This window comes from Streptomyces sp. NPDC031064 (assembly GCF_055570965.1).
The window spans coordinates 121,919-146,164 of sequence record NZ_JBVIGF010000012.1; the positions used below are offsets into that span (position 1 = coordinate 121,919).

Annotated in this window: 21 protein-coding genes and 1 pseudogene; 9 read left to right on the forward strand and 13 right to left on the reverse strand. The window is 73.2% G+C overall.

The genetic code is table 11. The features are described 5' to 3' along the window. Positions 1-38: 38 nt before the first annotated feature. The gene (locus tag ACZ46W_RS33585; protein ID WP_468345837.1) at positions 39-2,057 is read left to right on the forward strand and encodes an ATP-binding cassette domain-containing protein; all 2,019 of its coding nucleotides are present in this window, start codon (positions 39-41) and stop codon (positions 2,055-2,057) included. Beyond that, positions 2,054-3,940 carry an ATP-binding cassette domain-containing protein gene (locus ACZ46W_RS33590; RefSeq protein WP_468345839.1) on the forward strand — a complete coding sequence of 629 codons (1,887 nt, stop codon included), beginning with the start codon at positions 2,054-2,056 and terminating at the stop codon, positions 3,938-3,940. The genes ACZ46W_RS33585 and ACZ46W_RS33590 overlap by 4 nt, the downstream gene beginning before the upstream one ends. 12 nt (positions 3,941-3,952) lie before the next feature. Here the strand turns inward: ACZ46W_RS33590 and ACZ46W_RS33595 are convergent, their stop codons facing one another. Beyond that, positions 3,953-4,561, reverse strand: coding sequence for a response regulator transcription factor (locus ACZ46W_RS33595; protein WP_468345841.1), 609 nt, complete (start codon positions 4,559-4,561; stop codon positions 3,953-3,955). A gap of 253 nt (positions 4,562-4,814) precedes the next feature. Between ACZ46W_RS33595 and ACZ46W_RS33600 the strand changes: the two genes are divergently transcribed. The 3 genes from ACZ46W_RS33600 to ACZ46W_RS33610 all read left to right on the forward strand — a co-directional run bounded on the left by ACZ46W_RS33600 (position 4,815) and on the right by ACZ46W_RS33610 (position 7,729). Then, positions 4,815-5,285, forward strand: a complete 471-nt coding sequence (locus ACZ46W_RS33600) for a DUF6098 family protein (RefSeq protein ID WP_468345843.1) — start codon at positions 4,815-4,817, stop codon at positions 5,283-5,285. A gap of 221 nt (positions 5,286-5,506) precedes the next feature. Continuing rightward, entirely contained in the window at positions 5,507-5,923 is a 417-nt protein-coding gene (locus ACZ46W_RS33605) for an SSI family serine proteinase inhibitor (protein WP_468345845.1), read from the forward strand. Positions 5,924-6,031: 108 nt separating this feature from the next. Further along, on the forward strand, positions 6,032-7,729 hold the full coding sequence (locus ACZ46W_RS33610) for a hypothetical protein (protein WP_468345847.1): 1,698 nt from the start codon (positions 6,032-6,034) through the stop codon (positions 7,727-7,729). Here ACZ46W_RS33610 and ACZ46W_RS33615 read toward each other — a convergent pair. From ACZ46W_RS33615 to ACZ46W_RS33640, 6 genes and pseudogenes are all read right to left on the reverse strand, one after another. Beyond that, a pseudogene (locus tag ACZ46W_RS33615) lies at positions 7,623-8,429 on the reverse strand (ATP-grasp domain-containing protein); the annotation flags it as partial. The gene ACZ46W_RS33610 and the pseudogene ACZ46W_RS33615 overlap by 107 nt on opposite strands. Positions 8,430-8,539: 110 nt before the next feature. Continuing rightward, complete coding sequence (locus tag ACZ46W_RS33620; RefSeq protein ID WP_179166440.1) at positions 8,540-8,698, reverse strand: hypothetical protein; 159 nt, start codon at positions 8,696-8,698, stop codon at positions 8,540-8,542. Between the two features lie 184 nt (positions 8,699-8,882). Beyond that, positions 8,883-9,845: a cytochrome c oxidase assembly protein gene (locus ACZ46W_RS33625; protein WP_468345850.1), complete on the reverse strand. Its 963-nt coding sequence runs from the start codon at positions 9,843-9,845 to the stop codon at positions 8,883-8,885. Between the two features lie 126 nt (positions 9,846-9,971). Continuing rightward, entirely contained in the window at positions 9,972-10,997 is a 1,026-nt protein-coding gene (locus tag ACZ46W_RS33630) for a 6-phosphofructokinase (RefSeq protein WP_366126629.1), read from the reverse strand. A 157-nt stretch (positions 10,998-11,154) separates the two neighbouring features. Continuing rightward, positions 11,155-11,883, reverse strand: coding sequence for a type 1 glutamine amidotransferase (locus ACZ46W_RS33635; protein ID WP_064067135.1), 729 nt, complete (start codon positions 11,881-11,883; stop codon positions 11,155-11,157). A gap of 21 nt (positions 11,884-11,904) precedes the next feature. Further along, a complete protein-coding gene (locus ACZ46W_RS33640) occupies positions 11,905-13,143 on the reverse strand; it encodes a MurT ligase domain-containing protein (RefSeq protein WP_468345853.1) in 1,239 nt (412 codons plus the stop codon). A gap of 115 nt (positions 13,144-13,258) precedes the next feature. On the opposite strand from ACZ46W_RS33640, the gene def reads away from it, so the two are divergent. Beyond that, positions 13,259-13,804 (forward strand): peptide deformylase, encoded by a 546-nt coding sequence (gene def, locus ACZ46W_RS33645; RefSeq protein ID WP_468345855.1) that lies wholly within the window; start codon positions 13,259-13,261, stop codon positions 13,802-13,804. A 189-nt stretch (positions 13,805-13,993) separates the two neighbouring features. Here the strand turns inward: def and ACZ46W_RS33650 are convergent, their stop codons facing one another. Continuing rightward, the gene (locus ACZ46W_RS33650; protein ID WP_468345857.1) at positions 13,994-14,647 is read right to left on the reverse strand and encodes a TetR/AcrR family transcriptional regulator; all 654 of its coding nucleotides are present in this window, start codon (positions 14,645-14,647) and stop codon (positions 13,994-13,996) included. 135 nt (positions 14,648-14,782) lie between these two features. On the opposite strand from ACZ46W_RS33650, the gene ACZ46W_RS33655 reads away from it, so the two are divergent. Beyond that, positions 14,783-16,009 (forward strand): acyl-CoA dehydrogenase family protein, encoded by a 1,227-nt coding sequence (locus tag ACZ46W_RS33655; protein WP_468345859.1) that lies wholly within the window; start codon positions 14,783-14,785, stop codon positions 16,007-16,009. Between the two features lie 73 nt (positions 16,010-16,082). On the opposite strand, the gene ACZ46W_RS33660 is transcribed toward ACZ46W_RS33655, so the two are convergent. The 5 genes from ACZ46W_RS33660 to ACZ46W_RS33680 all read right to left on the reverse strand — a co-directional run bounded on the left by ACZ46W_RS33660 (position 16,083) and on the right by ACZ46W_RS33680 (position 22,847). Beyond that, complete coding sequence (locus tag ACZ46W_RS33660; protein WP_468345861.1) at positions 16,083-17,006, reverse strand: carbohydrate ABC transporter permease; 924 nt, start codon at positions 17,004-17,006, stop codon at positions 16,083-16,085. After that, positions 17,003-18,334: a carbohydrate ABC transporter permease gene (locus ACZ46W_RS33665; protein ID WP_468345863.1), complete on the reverse strand. Its 1,332-nt coding sequence runs from the start codon at positions 18,332-18,334 to the stop codon at positions 17,003-17,005. Before ACZ46W_RS33665 ends, ACZ46W_RS33660 begins: the two co-directional genes overlap by 4 nt. A 5-nt stretch (positions 18,335-18,339) precedes the next feature. Then, a complete protein-coding gene (locus tag ACZ46W_RS33670; protein ID WP_468345865.1) occupies positions 18,340-19,665 on the reverse strand; it encodes an ABC transporter substrate-binding protein in 1,326 nt (441 codons plus the stop codon). Continuing rightward, on the reverse strand, positions 19,662-21,353 hold the full coding sequence (locus ACZ46W_RS33675) for a glycoside hydrolase family 13 protein (protein WP_468345867.1): 1,692 nt from the start codon (positions 21,351-21,353) through the stop codon (positions 19,662-19,664). Before ACZ46W_RS33675 ends, ACZ46W_RS33670 begins: the two co-directional genes overlap by 4 nt. A 219-nt stretch (positions 21,354-21,572) precedes the next feature. Further along, complete coding sequence (locus ACZ46W_RS33680) at positions 21,573-22,847, reverse strand: ABC transporter substrate-binding protein (protein WP_468345869.1); 1,275 nt, start codon at positions 22,845-22,847, stop codon at positions 21,573-21,575. A 126-nt stretch (positions 22,848-22,973) separates the two neighbouring features. Between ACZ46W_RS33680 and ACZ46W_RS33685 the strand changes: the two genes are divergently transcribed. Together ACZ46W_RS33685 and ACZ46W_RS33690 are read left to right on the forward strand one after the other, a co-directional pair. Then, positions 22,974-23,489 (forward strand): PadR family transcriptional regulator, encoded by a 516-nt coding sequence (locus ACZ46W_RS33685; protein WP_366126639.1) that lies wholly within the window; start codon positions 22,974-22,976, stop codon positions 23,487-23,489. After that, on the forward strand, positions 23,447-24,241 hold the full coding sequence (locus tag ACZ46W_RS33690) for an ABC transporter ATP-binding protein (protein ID WP_468346008.1): 795 nt from the start codon (positions 23,447-23,449) through the stop codon (positions 24,239-24,241). Before ACZ46W_RS33685 ends, ACZ46W_RS33690 begins: the two co-directional genes overlap by 43 nt. The last annotated feature ends 5 nt before the right edge of the window (positions 24,242-24,246 follow it).

Here is a 24,246-nt window from a genome sequence, read left to right on the forward strand (position 1 = left end):
GGACCGTCCACATTCCCGCCCCGAGGAGGACGCGGCCCATGACCTCCCCGTCCCCGCCCCCGGAAGCCGACCCGGCGCCGGCGCCCGGTCCCGCGGAGGCGAGCGGCACGCACGGCACCGGTCCCGCGGAGGCGAGCGGCACGCACGGCACCGGTCCCGCGGAGGCGAGCGGCACGCACGGCCCCGGTCCCGCCCCGGCGGACCCCGAACTCGGGGGTGCCGGGGCCGCGGGTGAACCCGATGGCGGGGGGCCGGGAGGGACCGGGGCCGCGGGTGAACCCGGCGACGGCGACGGCGATCGGCACCGTACCGGCCGCATTCTGTGGGGCGCCGCCCGGCACAGCGGAGGCCGTGCCGCGGGCATCCTGTTCTGTTCGCTGGGCGCCGCGCTGGCCGCTCTCGCCGAGCCGGCCGTCCTCGGCCGGAGCCTGGACCTGCTGCTCACCGAGTCACCCGACGCACCGCGCTGGGTCGCCCTGTGCGCCGCGCTGATCGCGGCCGAGGTGACCCTCGACGCGATGGTCGCCCTGCTGACCGGGACCACCAACGCCCGGTCCACCGCCTGGCTCCGGCGCCGCGCCCTCACCCGCCTGCTCGCCGCCTCCCCGCACCACGCGGCGGCCCGCTTCGCGCCCGGCGACCTCGCCACCCGTCTCACGGCCAACGCCACCGAGGCCGGCACCGTCCCGGCGACCGCGGCGGGCGCGCTCGCCACGGTCCTCCCGCCCCTCGGGGCGCTCGTCGCGCTGCTGGTCATCGACGCGTGGACGGCGGCCGCCTTCCTGGCCGGCGTCCCGCTGCTGGCCCTGCTGCTGAGGGCCTTCGCCCGCAGCTCCTCCGACACCGTCTCGCGCTACCAGCGCGCGCAGTCCGTCATGGCGGACCGGCTCGTCGAGGCACTGGCCGGCGCCCGGACGATCGCCGCCGCCGGGACCGCCGCCCGCGAACAGCGGCGCATCCTCGCCACCCTGCCCGAACTCGCCTCCCAGGGGCGGACGATGTGGCACGTCTACGGGCGGGCCGTCGCCCGCAGCGGCGTGCTCATGCCCCTCCTGGTCTGCGTGGTCCTCGCCGTCGGCGGCGCCCGGCTCGCGTCCGGCGCCCTGGGCGTCGGCGAACTGGTGGCCGCCTCGCGGTACGCCGCGCTCGCCGCCGGTGTCGGCGCGGTCGCCGCCGCCCTCGGCGCCCTGGTGCGCGGCCGCGCCGCCGCCCGCCGCACCGGCGAGCTCCTCGCGCTCCCGGCGGTACCGCACGGCGGGGACGCCCTGCCCGACGGCGGCGCGGGCACGCTCGAACTGCGCGGCGTCACCGTCGTACGGGACGGGACGGCCGTGCTGCGCGGCGTCGACCTGCTCGTACCCGGCGGGGCCACCGTCGCCGTGGTGGGCCGGTCGGGCGCGGGCAAGTCGCTGCTCGCCGCCGTCGCGGGCCGGCTCACCGACCCCGACGAGGGGTGCGTCCTCATCGACGGCGTACGCCTGGACCGCGTCGGGCCCGGGGAGCTGCGCAGGGAGGTCGGCTACGCCTTCAGCAGGCCCGCCCTCTTCGGTACCACGGTCGGCGACGCCATCGCGTTCGGCGCCGACCCGGCCACGACGAGCGCGGTGCGGGCCGCCGCGCGGGCGGCCGGTGCCGACGGGTTCGTCGAGCGGCTGCCGGTCGGCTACGACACGCCCCTCGCCGACGCGCCGCTCTCCGGTGGCGAGCTGCAACGCCTCGGGCTCGCCCGGACGTTCGCCCACGCGGGGCGGCTGCTGATCCTCGACGACGCGATGTCGGGCCTGGACACGGTCACCCAGCGGCAGGTCGAGCGGGCGCTGGCCCACGACATCCGGCCGGGCACCCGGCTGGTCGTCGCCCACCGGCTCTCCTCCGCCGCCCGGGCGGACCTGGTGGTGTGGCTGGACGACGGCCGGGTACGGGCCGTCGGGCCGCACCGCGCGCTGTGGCGCGACCCGGCGTACCGGGCCGTATTCGCGGCCACGGCCACGGCCACGGGGACGGCCACGGCCACGGGGACAGGGTCGGGGACGGAGACGGGGACGGAAGGCGCATGACGGCTCGTCAGGCCATGTCCGAAGGGCGGCGCTTCCTGCTGCGGCGCAAGCGGGACGTGCTGCGGCTCGCCGCCTGGTCGCTGCTGGAGTCGGCGCACACGTTCCTCGGCGGGTACGGGGTGGCCCGCGCGCTCGACGACGGGTTCCTCGCCGGCCGCACGGACGTCGGCCTGCTCTGGCTGGCCGTGGCCGCCGCCGGCACCCTCCTGGGCGGGCTCGCCGTACGCGGGGTGTTCGCCGGGCTCGCGGGCCTGGTCGAGCCGCTGCGCGACGGGCTGGTCCGCCGGGCGGTGGCCCAGGCGCTCACCACGGCGGTGGCCGACCCGGCACGCGCCGAGAGTTCCGCCGGCGCCGCCGCGGTCTCCCGGCTCACCCACCAGACCGAGATCGCCCGCGACAGTTTCGCCGGACTGGTCCTGACCGCCCGCTCCTTCGTCTTCACCGCCCTCGGCGCGCTCCTCGGCATGGCGGCCCTGGAACCCGCGCTGACCCTTGTCGTCCTGCCCCCGCTCCTGCTCGGACTGGGCCTGTTCCTCGCCACCCTCGCCCCCATGGCCGCCGTGCAACGCGCCTTCCTCGACACCGACGAGGCGCTGTCGGACCGGGTGGGCGCGGTCGGCGCCGGGCTGCGGGACGTGGTGGCGTGCGGCGGCGAGCGGCACGTCGCCGCGCACGTGCGGCAGTTGGTCGACGCCGAGGCCCGACTGTCCCGCCGCCTGGCCCGCTGGGCCGCCGTCCGCACGCTCGCCCTGGGCGCGGCGGGCCGGCTGCCCGTGGTCGCGCTGCTGGTGGCCACCCCGTGGCTGCTGCGCGGCGGGGTGACGGCAGGCGCCCTGCTCGGCGCGGTCACCTACCTCGTACAGGCGCTGCTGCCGGCCCTCGACGCGCTGATGACCGCCTTCGGGACGGCCGGTACGCGGCTGCTGGTGGTCCTGGACCGCTTCATCGACGGGCCGACCGAGCCGTCCGAGCCGACGGCATCGGCCGCACCGGCGGCATCGGCGGCACCGGCGGCACCGGCCACACCGGCGGCATCGGCGGCACCGGCCGCACCGGTGGCATCGGCGGCACCGGCCGCACCGGTGGCACCGGTGGCATCGGCGGCACCGGCCGAACGGGCCGAACGGGCCGAGCCCCAGCCCCCGCCACCGTCGCCGTACCCACCGGCGAAACGGCCCCCCGCCCTCCCGCGCCGCCGCGTCCCGCCCGCCGCCGAGCTGCGGGGCGTCACCTTCGCCTACGGCCCCGGGGCGCGCCCGGTGCTGGACGGCCTCGATCTCGTCGTCGAACCGGGGGAGCACCTCGCCGTCGTGGGCCCGAGCGGCATCGGCAAGTCCACCCTGACCGCGCTGCTCGCCGGGCTCCTGGCCCCGACCGCCGGCACGGTCACCGTGACCGGCGTACCCGCGCTCCTGCCCCAGCGGGCGTACGTCTTCACCGGCACTGTCCTGGACAACCTCCGCTACCTCCGCCCCGACGCCACACCCGCCCAGGTCCGGCGGGCCGTCGACGCGCTCGGGCTCGCACCGCTAGTCCAGCGACTCGGCGGCCCCGACGCGGTGATCGACCCGGGCCACCTGTCGCACGGCGAGCGGCAGAGGCTGGCGCTCGGCCGCACCTACCTGGCGCCCGCCCCGCTGCTCCTCCTCGACGAGGCGACCTGCCACCTGGACCCCGACACCGAGGAGCACGCCGAGCGGGCCCTCGCCGCCCGGCCCGGCGCCCTCGTCGTCGTCGCCCACCGCATCTCGTCCGCCGTACGGGCCGACCGGGTCCTGGTGCTGGACGGGGAGCGCGCCCAGTGCGGCCCGCACGACGAACTGCTCACAAGGTCGCGGCTCTACCAGGACCTCGTCGGCCTCTGGCACCCCGACGCGGCCTGAACCGCGCGTTCCCTACACCCACCCGGCGCCCTGCGAGATACGGATCGCGTCGATCCGGTTGCGTGCGCCGACCTTCCGCGTGGCCGACGCCATGTAGTTGCGCACCGTCCCGTTCGACAGGTGCAGGCCCCGCGCGATCTCCGCGATGGACTCCCCCTCCGCCGCCCGGGCCAGCACGCTCAGCTCGCGTGCCGTCAGCGGCATTCTGGACGCCTCCAGAAACCCGAAGGCGAGCGACTCGTCCACGAACCGCTCGCCCTCGGCGACCTTCCGGATCGCCCGCACCAGCCGCTGTGGCGAACCGTGCTTGTCCACGAAACCCAGCGCCCGCGCCTCGAACGCCCGGCGCAGCGCCCCCGGCCGGCCCGCCGACGCCAGCACCAGCAGCGCCGCCCGCGCGCCCAGCGACGCCCGGTCCTCCTCCGCCCCGCCGTCCAGCAGCGCCGCCGCCCCCGGACAGTCCAGGTCCACCACGCACACGTCCGGCCGTAACGACTCGGCGTGCCTGCTCGCGGTACGCCAGCCGGCCGAGAACACGTCGAACGCCCCCTCCGATTTCAACAGCGCCACCAGCGCCGACCGCAGCAGACCCGCGCTGTGCAGGACAAGCACCCTGGTCATGCCCCATCCCCTCCCTGTCGTCCGCCCAGGCGCTCACGCCGGGCTTCCGTATGGTCACCCATGCGGCTTCCCCGGGCGGCGGCGGAGGAACATTGCCCCGGTACGTTCGGGGGCGCGCGCCCCATCGTTCCGAGCGCCCCCCTTGCGCCGCCGTGCGCGTACGCGTGCGCCCCCGCGTCCTGGGGCACCGGTCGCGTGGTGGGAAGGCCCGCGTCCACGGAAAATGGCTGGGTAGGTGAGGAGGGTGAAGCCCATGACCCACACGGCCGGCCGCAGCGCGGCCCCGGACGACGAGCTCGCGCTGCCCACCGTGCGTTCGCTCCACGACCTCGGCGAGCTGGTGAAACGCCGGGGACCCCTCTACGTCCGGTGGTCCCGGGGACCGGCCCGCGACCTGGACGCCACCCGCAGCGTCGACGAACTCACCGGGATCCCGATGCCCGGCCTGTCCGCCAACCCGCTCCAGGTCGAGTCCTGGTGGGGCGACCGCCCCCTCCGCCTGTGGGTGGCCCGCCGGCTGTACGACTACTGCCACCTGCGCCGCGACCGGGACGGCGACGTACGCCCCTGGACGCTGCACGGCCGCGAGGTCGGCCGGGGCCCGGACAACGAACCGCTGCTGACCGACATCGTGCCGGTGAGCTGGATCGACCTGGCGGTCATCGAGGAGGCCGAGGCGGAGGTGGCCCGCCAGCGCCGCCCCTGGGGTCCCATGCGCCGCTGACCCCCGCCCCGCGCTCCCGCCCCGCCCCCGCCCCCGCCCCGCGCCCCCGCCCCCGCCCCGCCCCCCCGGCCCGCCCCGCGCCACCCGGCCGTGGGCGGCGGTGCTGTGTGGGCCGTACGCGGTACCGCGCGGGACCATGCGGCGCGGCGGCTTGGAGGCGCGCCCGCGCGGAGGTGCCCTGGGCGTGCGTGTGCCCGCACCAGGAGCCCCGGGAGTACGAGATGTCCCTCCGCGCCACCGCCGCCGCAGCCGTCCTCCTCGCCCTCACCGCGGCGGTCCCCGTCCACGCGGACACCCACGACGGCGACCCCGACCGCGATCGTGAGCCCGGTCGCGGCAAGGGCCTCTTCCTCACCGTCTCGGGCGGCGGCGAGAGCTGGATCCGTGGCGTCCGGCTGCACTGCTCGCCCCGGCCCCGTGGCCCCCACCCCCACGCCGAGGGCGCCTGCGTGGCCCTCGAAACGGCGCGCGGCGACCTCGACCGGCTGCGCGGCGACCAGCACCCCTGCACCAAGAGGTTCGACCCGGTCACCGCCCGGGCCGTCGGGGAGTGGCACGGCCTCCGCATCGACTGGCGCCGGACCTACCCGAACGCGTGCGTCCTGGACACCGAGACCGGCCCGGTCTTCCGCTTCTGAGCGCGCGGCCGAGCGCGCTGCCGCGTGCCCTGCCGAGTACCGCTCCCGCTCCGCTCCCGCATGGGCATGGGCATGGACGTGTCAACATCATCGTCCTAGCGTCACCGCATGCCGACCACGATCCGGCGCCGCGTGGCCACCGCGCTCGCCGCGGCCTGCGTCGCCGCGGCCTGCCTCGCCTCGGTGCTCACGCTGACCGGCGCACCCTCCGATGCCATCCCGCTCGCCCCCGGCCACCGCCTCGTGCCCGGCTACACGGGCGCCGCCGCCACACCCCGACCGGTCCCCGGCGACGGCCCGCCGCAGCATCCGTACCTCGCGCCCAACGGCCGCAGCGGTATGCACGCGGACGCGGCGGGCAGCGGCACGTACCCCTGGAGCGGCCCGCTGGGGCGGTCGCCCGTCGTGCGCAGCCGGGCCATGGCCGCCCTCGGCGGAGAGTGCGCCACCGTCACCTTCGACCGCGCCGGGCGTATCGTCACCGTCTGCGGCACGTTCTCCGGGTTCGTCGTCAAACTGCTGCACCCCTCCTCGCTGGCCACGCTCGCCGAGTACGCCCTGCCCCAGCGCCCGTCCACCGTCGAGGCCATCACCCGGCTGGACCTCTCCCGGATCTTCAAGGACACCTCCGGCGGTGCGTACGCGTACCTCGACGACCGGGACCGGCTGGTGCTCGCCGACTCCCGGCAGCACATCGTGCGCCTGGCGCACACCCGGGGCCCGGACGGGTCGTGGCGGTTCACCGTCGACGCGGACTGGGACCTGACGGCGCACGTCCCGCACGACTGCGTCACATGGACCGACCTCCGCCCCAGCGGCGCCTGCGACCCCGTGACGTCGGTGATGCCCGACTGGGACGGCCGCATCTGGTGGGTGACCCGCCAGGGGCGGGTGGGCACCCTCGACCCCGCCGACGGGACCGTGCGGTCGACGCGGCTGGCCGGGGAGGAGATCCAGAACTCCTTCTCCGTCGCCGAGGACGGCGTCTGGATCGTCTCCGACCACGCCCTCCACCGCTTCCGGGCTCGGCCCGACGGCACCCCGGAGGTGGTCTGGCGCCAGGAATACGACCGCGGCAGCGGCGCCAAACCGGGCTCGGTCAACCGGGGTTCGGGCACCACGCCCGACCTGTTCGGCGCGGACGGACGGCGGTACGTGGCGATCACCGACAACGCGGACGACCGGATGAACGTCCTCGTCTACCGGCGCGACGCCGCCGTACCGGACGACCGCCGGCTGGTCTGCGAGGTGCCGGTGTTCACCCACGGCCGGTCCACCACCGACAACTCCCTGGTCTCCTGGGGAAACAGCCTGGTCGTCGAGAACAACTACGGCTACGAGAACGTCACGTCGCTCCTCTTCGGGCGCAGTGTGACCGGCGGCGTGACCCGGGTGGACGTACGCGCCGACGGCAGCGGCTGCGACACCGTCTGGCAGAGCCCGGTCCGCTCACCCTCGACGGTCCCGAAACTCTCCACCGCCAACGGCCTGCTGTACCTCTACGGCAAGGACCCGCACCCACTCGGCATCGACGCCTGGTACCTGACGGCCCTCGACTTCCACACGGGCGAAGAACGCTGGCGGCGGCTCACCGGCACGGGCGCGCTCTACGACAACAACTGGGCGCCCATCACCCTGGGACCGGACGGCACGGCCTACGTCGGCGTCTTCAACGGCCTGGTCGCGGTACGGGACGGTACGCGCGGCAGAAGGGCCGGTCCCGCTCGGCCAGCCGGTCCCGCGGGCCCGCCGAACGCAGGACGACGTCCAGCGCCCGGCCGGGATCGGCGGCGTAGCAGTTGCTGAACCACGCCATGTTCGCCTCCACCACCGCCCAGCCCTCCGCGCCTCCCGGCTCGGTGGCCGTCACCAGCCCGACGTCCACGACCACCGCGCCGGGCAGCGTGTCCCCGAACGAGCCGAGGAGCCCCGCCGCGAAGTCCAGGACGGCCCCGCGGTGCCGGTGGCCGTCCAGCGGCGCCGGGTCGAGCCGGCCGAAGGTGGCGTACTGCGAGCCGGTGCGCACCTCCCCGTCCAGGACGAACAGCCGGAACTCCACCGCCCAGGTCACCACGTCGCTGATCAGCACCGGAGTGTCCGCCGGCAGCCCCGAGCCGCCGCCGGGCAGTCGGCCGCCGTCGGCATGGACCGCCGCGGGGAAGCTCTTGTCGCTGGGCGGCTTCACGAACGCGGGCCGCGTCAGTCGGCGGGCCTCACCCAGCGTGGCCTCGGTGACGTCGCGGAGGGTGTACGCGTACGGCAGCGCCGCCAACCAGCCGTCGGCCGGTTCCAGCAGCGCGACCGCGAGGTCCTCCACGACCCGGTCGGCGAACAGCGGCCCGCCGTAGTAGTGCACGCCGCCCGAGCGCCACGGCTCCCCGGTGCCCGCGACGCCGGCGGCCGGGAGCACCTCGATCCGCATGCCGCGCCGCCGCGCGGCGGCCGACAGCAGCTCCCCGGTCGTGGTCCGCTGGGGCGACAGGGCGAGGACTCCGTGCTCGTTCATGACCGGCGACCCTGCCACCACCGAGGGCGGACCGGCCACAGTTTTCCGCCGCTGCGACAGTGCGTGGCCGCGTCGTCGCGGCCGGTGAAATCAGCGGGTCGGGGCGCGGCTCATGTGTCGCGCGTGGCGGCCATGCCGATCGTCACCAGCCCGAGCACCACCCAGCCGAACCAGAGCCAGCCGTTGCTGCCGAGCGCCACCGTGTACGCCGTCGTCACCACCAGCGCCCCGATGGTGAGCCCACCCATCGTCTTCGTGGAACCGGACATGCGCGTCCTCCTCATGGCGGCCGTACCGCCATGGTCGCCCCTGGGACGGCCCCCGCGCTACTGCCCGGCGCCCACGCGCCCACCCGCCCGGCGCCCACGCGCCCGGCCGCTGCCCGCCCGGCGCCCACCCGCCCGGCGACCGCCGCCCGGGCCGCCTCGCCCGCGCCGCCGCAACCGCGGCGGGCTATCGCCCGCGCGCCTGCAAGGAGGCCAGGTAGGCGTTGTACGCCTCCAGCTCCTTGTCGCCGTCCCGGTCGGCCGCCCGGTCCTTGCGGACCGCCTGGCGCTGCTCGGAGCGGTACCACTGGTAGACCAGCGCGATCAGCACCAGCACGGAGGGGATCTCGCTGAACGCCCAGGCAATGCCGCCCGCCGCGTTCTGGTCGGCGAGGGCGTCGATGCCGAGCGAGGCCGGCGGGTTCTCGTACGCCTTGACCATCGGCTCCGTCGCCATCATCAGCGCGATGCCGAAGAAGGCGTGGAACGGCATGCCCGCGAACAGCTCCAGCATCCGCATCACATAGCCGGGCCGGTGCGGCCCCGGGTCCACGCCCATGATCGGCCAGAAGAAGACCAGGCCGACCGCCAGGAAGTGCACCATCATCGCGATGTGCCCCGGCTTGGAGCTCATCAGGAAGTCGAACAGCGGCGTGAAGTACAGGCCGTACAGGCTCGCGATGAACAGCGGGATCGTGAACACCGGGTGCGTGACGATCCGCATGTAGCGGCTGTGCAGCAGCGCCAGCAGCAGCTCGCGCGGCCCCTTGGCGCCGCGCCGGGACGCCACCGGGAGCGCGCGCAGCGCGAGTGTCACCGGCGCGCCGAGCAGCAGCAGGATCGGCGAGAGCATGCTGATGACCATGTGCTGCACCATGTGCACGCTGAACATGACCATGCCGTAGTCGTTCAGCCTGGTGCACATCACCAGCGCCACGGTCAGCACACCGACCACGAAGAACACGGTCCGGCCGACCGGCCAGGCATCACCGCGCCGGCGCAGTCGGGCGACGCCCCACCCGTACAGGCCGAGTGCCAGCAGGCAGCCGACGAGGAAGAAGGCGTCGGGCGAGAACGCGAGTGCCCGCCCCAGTGTGAACGGCGGAAGATCCATGGGCATGCCGTGCATACCGTGCCCGCTGTGATCCATCCGCCGGCTCCTGATTCGTTTCGTGCTGGGTTGTCCGCTTGCGGGGACCAGCGTAGAACCGCCCCCGATCGCGGCTGCGACCGGGGGCGGTTCGTTCAGTACAAAACATTCAGCACAAGGCGGACATCACAGGACGGTCTCGGCCTCGTCGTACCGCTCGGACGGCACCGTCTTCAGCGTCTCCACGGCCTGGGCCAGCGGCACCATCACGATGTCCGTCCCCCGCAGCGCGGTCAGCATGCCGAACTCTCCCCGGTGCGCCGCCTCCACCGCGTGCCAGCCGAAGCGCGTCGCCAGCACCCGGTCGTACGCGGTCGGCGTCCCGCCCCGCTGGACGTGGCCGAGGATCACCGCGCGGGCCTCCTTGCCGAGCCGGTGCTCCAGCTCGCCGGCGAGCTGCTGGGCCACGCCCGCGAACCGCTCGTGGCCGTAGATGTCCTTGCCGCCCTCGTTGAACTCCATCGTGCCCGCGCGCGGCTTCGCGCCCTCCGCGACCACGACGATCGCGAACTTCTTGCCCGCCTCGAAGCGCGCCCCGACCCGGGCGGTCAGCTCGTCGATGTCGAAGGGGCGCTCGGGGACGACGATCGCGTGCGCACCGGCGGCCATGCCGGAGTGCAGCGCGATCCAGCCGGTGTGGCGGCCCATGACCTCCACGATCAGCACGCGCTGGTGGGACTCGGCGGTGGTCTTCAGCCGGTCCAGGGCCTCCGTGGCGACCCCGACGGCCGTGTCGAAACCGAAGGTGACGTCGGTCGACGCGATGTCGTTGTCGATGGTCTTCGGCACGCCGACGATCGGCAGCCCCGCCTGGGAGAGCAGGTTGGCCGCCTTGAGGGTGCCCTCGCCGCCGATCGGGATGATCGCGTCGAGGCCGAGGTCGGCGACGTGCCCCTTGGCGCGCTCGACACCGTCCACGAGGTGCGCCGGCTGGACGCGGGAGGAGCCGAGGATGGTGCCGCCGCGGGCGAGGATGCCGGCCACGGCGTCCAGGTCGAGCTTGCGGTAGTCGGCCTCCAGGAGGCCCTTCCAGCCGTCGTGGAAACCGATGACCTCGTCCCCGTGGTCGACGACGGCGCGGTGCACGACGGAACGGATGACGGCGTTCAGACCGGGGCAGTCGCCGCCGGAGGTGAGCACACCAATGCGCATAGCCCGAAATACCTTTGCAACGTGGGCCGACTCCCGGACCACGTCGTCCGGTTGGATCCCCGCCACCCTACCGACAATGGGTGACGGGGCCGAAACGAGCGTCCGACTACTGGACGGTAGTCATACGAACCGACAAAACCTGTGGACCGATGGCCCGTCAGGCGGGCTGCGAGGCCGCCGCGATGCGCTCCGCGCGCAGTGCCTCGTACCACCGGTCGTCGGTCGGCGGCAGCGCGTTCACATCGAGGGCCAGCTTCAGCAGCAGGTCCGCGATCTGCGGATTGCGCGCCATGACCGGTCCGTGCATGTACGTCCCGAAAACGGTGTCGTTGTACGCGCCCTCGGTGCCGTCCCCGGTGCCATTGCCGTTGCCGAACACGGTCCGGGCGAACGGGCGGGCCGTCGGGCCGAGGTGGGTGACGCCCTGGTGGTTCTCGAAACCCGTGAGCTGGGGCAGGCCCAGGCGCGGGTCGATGTCCGCCAGCACGTCGCCGACGCAGCGGGCGCCCTCGCCGCGCGTGGAGATCACGTCGATCAGGCCGAGGCCCGGCTCCCGCTCCCCGAGGTCGTTGATGAACTCGTGACCCAGGATCTGGTACCCGGCGCACACCGAGAAGATGATGGCGCCGTTCTCGGCCGCCCGGTTCAGCCCGCCGTCGCGGCGCAGCCGCTCGGCCGCCAGCCGCTGCGGCCGGTCCTCGCCGCCACCGATCAGGTAGATGTCACCGGACGTCGGGATGGGCTGGTCGCTGCGCACGTCCACCCGCTGCACGTCCAGGCCCCGCTGGCGGGCGCGCCGCTCCACCACGAGGGCGTTGCCCTGGTCTCCGTACGTACTGAGCAGGTCCGGGTAGACCCACACGAGACGCAGACTGCTGTCGCTCATGCTCATGTCCTTTTCAGCGGGTCAGTTGCCGACGCGGCGGCGGACGTCCTGGAACGCGGTGTAGTTGGCGATCAGCTCGATCCGCCCGGGCGGGGAGAGCTGCACCGCCTCGTCGACGGTCTCGCACACCCGGAAGTCCAGGCCCGCGACCTCCAGCCGCACCGCCAGGTCCAGCCGGCGGTCGCCGATCACGACGATCGGGTGCCCGGCCAGCCGTGTGTAGTCGACGTCCCAGAGCCAGGAGGTGTCCGTGCCGTCCGCGCCACGGGCGTTGACGGACAGGATCACCGGCGTCGGCGGCGGGTCGATGAGCGAAAACGTTTCGAGCCAGCCCGCCGGGTTCTTGGCCAGCAGCAGCCGCAGCTCGCGGCCCTGGAAGGTCACCACGTCGTACCGGCCGGCCACCGCCTGCACCTGGTACATGCGCTCCAGCGCGACCTGCGGCGGCACGCCGAAGACCGCCGCGACGGCGGCGGAGGTCGCGGCGTTCGCCCGGTTGGCGCGACCGGGGAGCTGGAGGTGGATCGGCCAGGCCGAGCCGTGCGGGTCCAGGACGTGGTCGCCGCTGAGCGCCCAGCTCGGGGCGGGGCGGCGGAAGCCGCACTCGCCGCAGAACCAGTCGTCGCCGGGGCGCTGCATCACACCGCCGCAGGCGGGGCAGGACCAGGCGTCGTCCTTCCACTCCTGACCGGCCGCCACCCACACGACGTTGGGGGAGGAGGACGCGGCCCAGACGACGAGCGGGTCGTCGGCGTTGGCGATGACGACCGCCTTGCTGCCGGACAGACCCTCGCGCCACTTCTCGGCGAGCATCCGCGTCTCGGCGGCGCGGTCGAGCTGGTCGCGGGAGAGGTTGAGCAGCGCGATCGCCTTGGGCGCCACGTCGCGCGCGACGCCGGCGAGGTACTTCTCGTCGACCTCGATCACGCCGTACTTGGCGTCCGAGCCGCCCGCGAGGGCGGAGGTGATGCCCGCGGGCATGTTCGCGCCGAGCGCGTTCGAGACGACCGGGCCACTGGCCCGCAGCGCCTCGGCGATCAGCCGGGTGGTGGTGGTCTTGCCGTTGGTCGCCGACACCAGGACGACGTCCAGATGCTGCGCGAGCCGCCCCAGCAGTTCGGGGTCGAGCTTGAGCGCCACCCGGCCGCCGATCACCGATCCGCTGCCGCGTCCCGCCGCGCGAGACACCGCCGCTGCGGCCTTGCCTGCCGTCACGGCCAGCTTGGCGCGCGGCGACAGCGGCTCCGAGTTGCCTGCCATCGTCCTTGTTCCTCCTAGCGTGGGTCCGGGCTCAGCCTATCGAGATCCGGCCGGACGCCCGAACCGCGCCACCTGCCGAAACCATCCGGCGTGGGTGGAACGTACGCTGGACGCCATGCGAAACCGGACGATCCCCGGCAGTTCCGGCCAGGTACGAGCCATGACCCTGCTCGGTGACCCGGTCCTGCACACGCCCTGCGAGCCCGTCACCGACTTCGGCCCGTCCCTGTCCCGGCTCATCGAGGACATGTTCGCCACGATGTACGCCGCCGACGGCGTCGGCCTCGCGGCCAACCAGATCGGCGTGGCCTCGCGGGTCTTCGTCTACGACTGCCCCGACGACGAGGACGTCCGCCACCTCGGCCACGTCGTCAACCCGCGCCTCGTGGAGGCGGACGGGGTCACCGTGCGCGGCGCGGAGGGCTGCCTGTCCCTGCCGGGCATCGAGGCGGGCACGGAACGCTTCGACCGCGCGGTCGTGGAGGGCGTCGACCTGCTGGGCACCCCGGTGCGCGTCGAGGGCACCGGCTTCTTCGCCCGCTGCCTCCAGCACGAGTGCGACCACCTGGAGGGCATGGTCTACCCGGACCGCCTCTCCGGCTGGCGCCGCGCCAAGGTCCTCCGAGCGGCACGCCGGGCGAAGTGGGCCGCCCGCTCCTGACCTCCCCGGTCAGAATCCGGGCCGCCCGCGCCTGCACGTCCCTCGTCAGAATCCGGGCCGCCCGCTCCTGAACGTCCCTCGTCAGAATCCGGGCCGCCCGCTCCTGAACGTCCCTCGTCAGAATCCGGGCCGCCCGCTCCTGAACGTCCCCCGTCAGAATCCGGGCCGCCCGCTCCTGAACGTCCCCCGTCAGAACCCCGGGCCGCCCACCCTGTCGTCGACCTGCTCCAGCCGCCCCCACAGCAGGTCGGCCAGCCCCCGCACCAACTCCGCACGGGTGCAGGGGCGTTCGCCGAGCCACCAGTCACCCGCCGCGTGCATCATGCCGACGATGCCGTGGCCCCAGACGCGGGCCATCGCCTCGCTGCCCGGTCCCAGGTCGACGCGCTCGGCGATCACTTGGGCGAGCTCCTCTCCCATCCGGCGCAGCACGGGCGCCGAGTGGCGGCCGATGTCGAAGCCCTGCTCGGACTGCTGGCCGGTGCCGGTCTCCTCGGAGGGGTGCATCAGGAACCGGTACACCTGCGGGCGGGCCTCGATCGCGGCCAGGTAGGTGTCGAGCGTCGCCTCCACCCGCTCACGCCGGCCGGCGGGCGCGTCGAGCGCGGCGCGCAGAGCGGACAGCAGGGCGTCCGTGTGGCGCTTGGCGAGCGCCCGGTACAGGCCGCCCTTGTCGCCGAAGTGGCGGTAGAGGATCGGCTTGGTGATGCCGGCCTCGGCGGCGATGGCGTTCATGGACGCCTGTGGCCCGTCGCGGAGGACCACGCGGTCGGCGGCCTCAAGCAGTTCGCGTCGCCGCTGGTCGGCCGACCGCTGCTGGTCGGTCCGGTGTGTGGTCTCCATAGCGTGTCTCCCCGCCCGTGCGATGTCCTCAAGACCTGCGCAACGTAACACCCGCTCCGTCGCCGCTGCTGGTTGACAGCGGCTACTTACCGGTAACAGACTGCGGTTACCGCAAGTAACACGCCGGGAGGGAACATGGCCGAGTTCACGTTTGAACTCAACGACGACCAGAAGCAGGTCCGTGACTGGCTGCACGGCTTCGCCAAGGACGTGATCCGACCGGCCGCCTCGGAGTGGGACGAGCGGGAGGAGACCCCCTGGCCGATCATCCAGGAAGCCGCCAAGGTCGGCATCTACTCCCTCGACTTCTACGCCCAGCAGTTCTTCGACCCCACCGGCCTCGGCATCCCCATGACCATGGAGGAGCTGTTCTGGGGCGACGCGGGCATCGCCCTGTCCATCGTCGGTACGGGCCTGGCGGCCGTCGGCGTCCTCGCCAACGGCACCGAGGAGCAGATCGGCACCTGGATCCCGCAGATGTACGGCGACCCCGACGACGTCAAGGTCGCCGCCTTCTGCTCCTCCGAGCCCGACGCCGGCTCGGACGTCGCGGCCATGCGCACCCGCGCGGTGTACGACCAGGCCAAGGACGAGTGGGTCCTCAACGGCACCAAGACCTGGGCCACCAACGGCGGCATAGCCAACGTCCACGTCGTCGTCGCCGTCGTCGACCCCGAACTTGGCTCCAAGGGCCACGCGTCCTTCATCATCCCGCCGGACACCCCCGGCCTCTCCCAGGGGCAGAAGTTCAAGAAGCACGGGATCCGCGCCTCCCACACCGCCGAGGTCGTCCTCGAAGACGTCCGGGTTCCCGGCTCCTGCCTGCTCGGCGGCAAGGAGAAGCTCGACGAGCGCCTCGCCCGCGCCCGCGAGAAGGCCAAGGCGGGCGGCGAACGCGTGAAGAACGCCGCCATGGCCACCTTCGAGGCGTCCCGCCCCGCCGTCGGCGCCATGGCCGTGGGCACCGCCCGCGCCGCGTACGAAGTGGCCCTCGACTACGCCAAGACGCGCGTCCAGTTCGGCCGCCCCATCATCGACAACCAGGGCGTCGCCTTCCAGCTCGCCGACATGCGCACCCAGATCGACGCGGCCCGCCTCCTCGTCTGGCGCGCCTCCTGGATGGCCACCACCGGCAAGCCCTTCACCTCCGCCGAGGGCTCGATGTCCAAGCTCTACGCCAGCGAGGTCGCCAAGAAGGTCACGGCCCAGGCCGTCCAGATCCTCGGCGGCAACGGCTTCACCCGCGAGTACCCGGTGGAGCGGATGCACCGCGACGCCGCGATTTACACCATCTTCGAAGGCACCAGCGAGGTCCAGCGCCTGGTCATCGCCCGCACCCTGTCGGGCATGCCGATCCGCTGACCGCGCTTCCGGTCATCCGAACCGGCGACGGGGCGCCTCCCCCGTGTGAGGCGCCCCGCCCGTACCCGTGACGTCACTTCACCGAACCCGCCATCACCCCCTGCACGAAGTGCCGCTGGAAGGCGAAGAAGACGGCCACCGGCACGATCAGGGAGAGGAAGGCGCCCGGCGCCAGGACGTCGATGTTGCTGCCGAACTGCCTGACCTGGGACTGGAGTTCCACCGTCAGCGGCTGCGAGGAGCTGTCGGCGAAGAGCAGCGCCACCAGCATGTCGTTCCACACCCACAGGAACTGGAAGATCGCGAGGCTCGCGATGGCCGGGCGACCGACCGGCAGGACGAGTTGGGTGAAGATGCGCCACTCGCCACCGCCGTCCATCCGCGCCGCCTCCAGCATCTCGCGCGGGATGTCGGCGAAGTAGTTGCGCAGCAGGAAGATCGCGAACGGCAGCCCGTAGGCGACGTGGAACAGCACTACGCCCGGGATCGTGCCGAACAGCCCCAGTTGGCCGAAGAGCTTGGCGACCGGGAGCAGGCCCACCTGGACCGGGACCACCAGGAGGGCCACCACCAGGAGGAAGATCCAGTCCCGGCCGGGGAACTCCAGCCAGGCGAAGGCGTATCCGGCGAGGGCCGCGACGACCACGACCAGGACGGTGGTGGGCACGGAGATCAGCACGGTGTTCCAGAACGCCCGCGTGATGCCCGCGTTGTCCAGCAGCGCCGTGTAGTTGTCGAACGAGAGCTGGGCCGGGCTGGTCAGGGCCGTCCACCAGCCGCTCGCCGCGTTGTCGTTGGCCGAGCGCAGCGAGGAGAGCAGCAGCCCGGCCACCGGGGTGATCCAGACGAGGCCGACGACCACGAGGAACGCCTGGACCAGGCCGCCGGCCAGCCAGCGGCGCAGCCGGCCGCCGGGTGGCCGGACGGGGGCCGGGCGGACGGACGAGGAGGGCGGGGCGGCCGTCTTCGACGGGGGTGCGGTGACGGTCGCGCTCATGACTGACTCCTGCGGAAGCGGCGGACGTTGAACACCATGGCCGGGATCACCAGCAGCAGGAGCAGCACACCGAGCGCACTGCCGAGCCCCTGGTTGTTGCCGCCGCCGAAGGAGACCAGCCACATCTGGGTGGCCAGCACGGTGGCGTCCTCCTGGACCGGCCCGGGCGCGATGATGTAGATCAGGTCGAAGACCTTCATCACGTTGATCACCAGCGTCACGAAGACGACCGTCAGCACGGGCGCCAGCAGCGGCACGGTGATCCGGCGGAACACCTGCCACTCGCTCGCCCCGTCCATCCGGGCCGCCTCCAGCGCGTCACGCGGCAGCGACGACAGCCCGGCGCCGATGAGCACCATGGCGAAGCCGGTCCAGATCCACAGGTAGGCGCCGATGATCGCCGGGGTGACCAGCGCGGGGCCGAGCCAGGAGACGCCCTCGTACGGCGGGGCGAAGTTCGCCGCGGGCAGCCGCACGGTGTACGAACCGTCCGTGAGCCCGGCGAAGCGGAACGAACCGTCCGCCGCCGTCGTCGCGGTGGCGACCGCCTTGCCGTCCCGGACGGCCTCCACCGCCATCCCGGGCAGACCCCGCTCGGCCGGGTCGATCACGCCCGGCCGCCCCCCGCCGCCGGGCGTGAAGTCCAGGTAGACGACACCGCCCAGCTCGTCCGCGCCCGCCTTCGCCGGGGACGCCGGCTTCGCCTCGGCCGGTACCTCCTTGGGCGGTACGCCCACGAAACCGAGGCTGACGGCGTGGCCCGGCGAGACGGCCTCGGCCGTGCCGTACGACCCGTCGGGGGCCTTCTTCAGGCCCTGGCCGTCCCGGGCCCGGGCTGCCGGGTAGGAGGAGGTGTCCTCGAAGGCGCCGTGCACGGTGACGACCGCCGCGTTGAGGACGCCCTTGTCGGGGTCCTCCTCGTAGGCGAGCCGGAAGATGATGCCCGCCGCCAGGAAGGAGACGGCCATCGGCATGAACAGCAGCAGCTTGAACGCGGTGGCCCAGCGGACCTTCTCCACCAGCACGGCGAGGATCAGCCCGAGCCCGGTGAGCAGCGTCGGGGCGACCACCACCCAGATGGCGCTGTTGCGGATGGCGGTGAGGGTGGCGGGGTCGCGGAACATCTCCGCGTAGTTCTCCCCGCCGACGAACCGGGTCCCGGCCGCGTCGAAGAAGCTGCGGCCGACCGAGAAGAGGACCGGGTAGACGACCAGCGCGCCGAGGAGCAGCAGCGCCGGCAGGACGAAGGCCACGGCGATGGTCCGCCGGCGGCGCTGGGCGCGCCGCCGGGGACCCGCGGCCCCCACGGGAGTGGTGAGCGTGGTCATGGTCGTCAGCCCTTGTACGCCTTGGCCGCCGCGGCCTCCAGCGCCGCCGCGGTGGCCGCCGGGTTCGACGGGTCGCGCAGGAAGTCCTGGAGCAGCTTCCACTCGCCCACGCCCTTGGTGCCGCCGAAGGAGGCCGGCGCCTGGTCCGACATGTCGAAGCGCACCGAGTTGCCCGCGTCGATCAGGGACTTGGCCGTCTTGCGCAGCGTGTCGTCACCGTACGAGCCGAGGTCCAGCTTGGTGTTGGGGGACAGGAACCCGCCCGCCTCCGCCCACACGGCGGCCGCCTCGGGCGTCGCCAGGTAGTCCAGGAACGCCTCCGCGGCCTTCTGGTTCTTGCCGTCCTTGAGGACCACGGCCGCGTCACCACCGCTGACGACGGGGGCCTTGCCGCCCGCGACGGCGGGGAAGGGGAAGAAGGTGGCGTCCTGGCCGATCTTCTTCCCGAACTGGTCCTTGGCTATCCCGGCGACGAAGTCGCCCTCGTACACCATGGCGGCCTCCGGGGAGGGGCCGAAGACCTTCTCCACGGAGCCGGGGAAGTCGGTGCCCAGCGCGCCCTTCTGGCCGCCCGCGAGCAGTTGCTTGTCGGAGAACAGTTGCCCCAGGGTGGTCAGGGCCTTCACCACGGTCGGGTCGGTCCACTTGATCTCGTGCTTGGCAAGCTTGTCGTACATCTCGGGACCGGCCTGGGACAGGTAGACGTTCTCGAACCAGTCGGTGAGCGTCCAGCCGTCCTCACCGGCGACCGCGAACGCGGGCAGGCCGGAGTCGGAGACGGTCCGCCCGTTCTTCAGCATCTCCTCGTACGTCTTCGGCGGCTTGACGCCCGCCTGCTCGAACGCCTCCGGGCTGTACCAGACGGTCGACTTGTGGGCGGCCTTGAAGTACAGGCCGTACAGCTTGCCGTCGACCGAGCCGTACGCCGACCAGACGGGCGCGAAGTTGGTGTGGACGGTGTTGACCGTCTTGTCGGGGAGCGGCTTGAGCCACCCCTTCTTCGCGAACTGCTGGAGCACGCCGACCTGCGGGACCATCACCACGTCGGGGGCGTTGCCGCCCTCGATCTTGCTGCCGACGACCGTGGAGACGTTGTCACCGGTCGAGGTGAACTGGGTCTTGGCGCCGGTCTTCTCGGTGAAGGCGTCCAGCACCTTCTGGAAGTTCTTCTGCTCCGCGCCGGACCAGACGCCGGCCACGCTCAGCGTCTGGCCGCTCAGCTCCTTGCTCCCGCCGCCCGCGCTCACGGGGCCGCCGCCGCAGGCGGTCGCCCCGAGGGCCAGGGCCAGCGCCGAAGAGCACGCCATCGCCATCCGTCGTCGCGTCATCATCGTGATACCTCCGAGGTGGTGTGGTCACCGGTCCACCAGGCGGCGGTGGAACCGGGCAGTACGCCGGCCGGGCAAGGGCCGCTGGACAGCAGGGGGGCGCCGGAGACCGGTGCGGGCACCGGGTCGGCGGTGAAGTTCACGGCGCAGACGAGCCCTTCGCCGCGCTCGAAGACCAGGACACCGGGCGGCGAGTCCAGCCAGCGCATGGTGCCCTCGCCCAACTGCGGCAGTCCGCGCCGCAGTTGCAGGCCCTCGCGGTACAGGTGCCAGAACGAGCGCGTGTCGGCGAGCGCCCGGTCGGTGGCGTGCTCGGCGAACCAGCCGGGCTGCGGCAGCCACGGCTTGGCGCTCTCGGCGCCCGTGCTGAACCCGAACGGCGAGGCGTGCCCCGACCAGGGCAGGGGAACGCGGCAGCCGTCACGGATGCGGGCCCGGCTGCCGGTGCGCCGGAAGATCGGGTCGGTGAGCACCTCGTCGGGCAGGTCCACGACCTCGGGCAGGCCCAGCTCCTCGCCCTGGTAGATGTACGCGGCGCCGGGCAGCGCCAGCATCAGCAGCGCGGCGGCCCGCGCCCGGGCGGCGCCCAGGCCGCTGCCCTCGGTGCCGGACTCGCCGTACCGGGTCACCGTGCGCACCTGGTCGTGGTTGTTGAGCACCCAGGTGACGGTGGAGCCGGTGCCGGCGATGTCGCGTATCGCCTCGTCGATCACCGTGCGGAAGGTGTCCGCGTTCCAGGGGGCGCTCAGCAGGTCGAAGAAGAACGCCTGGTGCAGCTCGTCGGGGCGGACGTACTTGGCGTGCTCGCGGGCGGTCGGTACGGAGACCTCGCCGACGAGCAGCCGTTCGCGGCCGTCGCGGGCCGTGTACTCCTCGCACACCGCGCGCCAGTGCCGCCACACGTCGTGCACCTCGGGCTGGTTCCAGGCGAGCGGGTTTACCGAGTCGCGGGTGCGGGCGTCGGCCTCGGGGTCGGGGGAGTCCGGCAGGTCGGGGTGCTTGAACAGTCCGGCGGCCACGTCGATGCGGAACCCGTCGACGCCCCGGTCCAGCCAGAAGCGGAGGACGTGGTCGAAGTGGGCGGCCACCTCGGGGTTGCGCCAGTTCAGGTCCGGCTGCTCGGGCGTGAACATGTGCAGGTACCACTGGCCGGGCGTGCCGTCCTGCTCGGTCACCCGGCTCCAGGCCGGGCCGCCGAACATGGCGTGCCAGTTGTTCGGCGGCACGTCCCCGCCCGGGCCGCGGCCCTCGGCGAAGTGGAACCGGGCGCGGGCCTCGCTGCCGGGTGCGGAGGCGAGCGCCTCCCGGAACCAGGCGTGCTCGCTGGAGCAGTGGTTGGGCACGATGTCCAGCAGCACCTTGATGCCGAGCCGGTGGGCGTCCGCCACCAGCCGGCCGAACTCGTCCAGGTCGCCGAAGACGGGGTCCACGTCGCAGTAGTCGGCGACGTCGTAGCCGTGGTCGGCCTGGGGCGACGGGTAGAAGGGGCTCAGCCAGATGCCGTCGACGCCGAGCTTCTTCAGGTACGGCAGGCCGGCCCGGACCCCGGCGAGGTCGCCGATGCCGTCGCCGGTGCTGTCCAGGAAGCTGCGGACGTACACCTGATAGATCACCGCGTCGCGCCACCAGGGGTGGGCGGACCGGTGCGTGAGGTGCTGCGAGAGGCCGTCGTCGGCCGGAGCTGTGAGCATCACCCGTTGACCTGTTTCTTCGTGAAGGGGTGCGCGCCATCCAGAGCGGGTAGCGGTTATGCATGCATGTTAAGTAGGCATGACGAGAGGGTGTCAACGATGGTGCAGAAATCAGCGGATGTCGGCGGCTTATGTCCCGGTATATTCCGCAGCTCGGCCAGGCCTGGTTACCTAACGGGTAACTACGGGAGAGGATTCAGGGGCCTCAGGGGGTCCAGCTCAGCGGCGGTGCGCGATGGCCGCGAGTTCCCCGGCCAGCCGCCGCACGGCCGCCTCGGGCGCCTGGCGCTGCGCCATCGCGTCGTGCACCACGGCCTGCACGGCCAGGCTGACCTGCTCGTAACGCGGGCTCTTCGGGCGCGGCGCCGCCGACAGCACGCTCGCCCGGAGCGTGGGCAGGTAGGGGAACCGCCGCACCAGCGCCGGGTCCGCGTACAGCGCCGCCCGCACCGGCGGCAGGGCGCCCTCGGTCAGCACACGGCGCTGCACGCGCTCGCTGGTGAGGTACGCGATGAGGTCACGCGCCGACTCCGGGTGCCGCGCGTGGCTGCTCACCGCCAGGTTCGACCCGCCCAGCACGCTCGTCCCCGGCCCCTGGGGGCCCGGCAGCGGCACCGCGCCGAACTTCCCCGCCACCCGGGAGTCCTCGCCGGACGCGCCGGCGTAGGCGTACGGCCAGTTGCGCAGGAAGAGCAGCCGGCCGTCCTGGAACGCCCGCCGGGACTCCTCCTCGGTGTACGTCAGCGCTTCCCGGGGGATCCAGCCGTCCCGGACGCCCCGGGCGAGGAAGCCGATCCCCGAGCGGGCGGCCGCCGAGTCCACCGTGACCCGCTCGCCGTCGTCGCCGAGGATCGTGCCGCCCGCCGAGTACACCGCCTCCGCCGCGTTGACGGTCAGCCCCTCGTACGGCAGGAACTGGCCCGCGTAGCCGTCGAGCCCGTACTCGGGGGCGATCGTCCGGGCCTGCCGCTCCAGCTCGGCCCAGGTGCCCGGCGGCCGTTCGCCCTCGCGGTCGAGGACGTCCTTGCGGTAGAAGAGCATCCCGGCGTTCGTGACATACGGGACGGCATACAGCTTGCCGTCGTACGTCGCCGTGTCCACCACCGGAGGCAGGAAGCTGTTCAGCGGGAAGCGCGCCCGGTCCACCGGCGCGATCCACCCGGCCGCGGCGAACTCCGACGTCCAGGCCACATCGATGTTGAGGACGTCGAACCGGCCCGCCCCCGACCGGAGGTCCGTGATCATCTGGGCCCGGGTCTCGTCCGCCGAGTCCGGCAGCTCCACCAGCGTGACCTTCTCGCCCGGATGCTCGCGGTTCCAGCCGTCGAGCACCCGGCCCAGATAGCCGGTGAGGTCACCGGCCGTCGCCAGGGTCATCGGGCCCCGCCCGCCGTCGGGCGCGCGGTCCGCCGGGGCGGCGCCGGACGCCGCGTACCCGGTCAGAACGACCATGACGACCAGGAGCCCCCTACCCGCGGCACGTATCCACCGCATAGGTTCCTCCCAGTGCACCCGGCGCATGACATCGGCGTCCGCGTCTGCGGGCATGTATACCCGTTAGGCATGGGCGATACTAGAGCCCACATCACATCGGGAGCACGCGGAGGAGGGACAGCACGAGTGCGCCTTCCCCTCCTCGCCCTCCTCGCACGCGGCCCCGCCCACGGCTACGAGCTCAAACAGGACCTTGAGCAACTGCTGGGCGCCGCGTACCCTCCGACCAACGTCGGTCAGATCTACGTGACGCTCGGCCGGCTGGAGAAGTCCGGCCTCATCGAGGGCGAGGAGATCGCCCAGGAGAGCCGGCCCAACAAGAAGATCTACCGCCTCACCGACGCCGGGCGGGAAGCACTGCGCGCCTGGTTCGAGGAGACCGCCGACGAACCGAGGGTGCGGGACGAGTTCTTCATGAAACTCGCCCTCGCCCCCCGCACCGGGCTCGCCGACCAGATCGCCCTCATCAACAAACAGCGACGCGAGTACCTCAACACCATGCGCAACCTCTCCAAGCTGGCCGCGACCGAAGACCGGGACAACCGCATATCGCACCTGCTGATCGAGGGCGCCATGCTCCACCTCCAGGCCGACCTCGACTGGCTGGAGCGCTGCCAGGAGGAACTGGAGGACCTGCAGTGAACGACGGCATACCGCTGTTGCGCGCCGAGGGCCTCGTCAAGACCCACCACGGCGAGGGCGCCCCCGCACACGCCGTACGCGGGGTCGACCTCGCCGTACGGCACGGCGAGTTCGTCGCCGTCACCGGCCCGTCGGGCGCCGGGAAGTCCACGCTGCTCCACCTGCTCGGCGGCCTCCAGCGCCCCGACAGCGGCTCCCTGTGGCTCGACGGCGAGCGCACCGACGACTACAGCGAGGCACGGTGGGCGATCGAGCGGCGCCGCCGCATCGGCATCGTCTTCCAGTTCTTCAACCTCGTCTCCAACCTCACCGTCGCCGACAACATCGAACTGCCCGCCCTGCTGGCCGGCACCCCCGCCAAGCAGGCCCGCGCCGAGCGCGAGAAGCTCCTCGCCGAACTGGGCCTCGAAGGCAAGGCCCGCAGCATGCCCGGCGAGCTGTCCGGCGGCGAACAGCAGCGCGTCGCGCTCGCCCGCGCCCTGGTCAACCAGCCGCGCCTGCTCCTCGCCGACGAACCGGCCGGCAGCCTCGACAGCAAGGGCACCCGTGAGGTCATGCGGCTGCTCACCCGCTTCCACCAGCGCGGGCAGACCATCGTCCTCGTCACCCACGACGCCCGGCTCGCCAGCGCCGCGGACCGGGTGATCAGCTTCTTCGACGGCCGGATCGCCGACGACGCCGAACTCGGCTCCGCGCCCCCGCGCGGCCGCGGCCTGTCCGGCGTACTCGAACTCAACGAACTGAAGGACTGACCGGC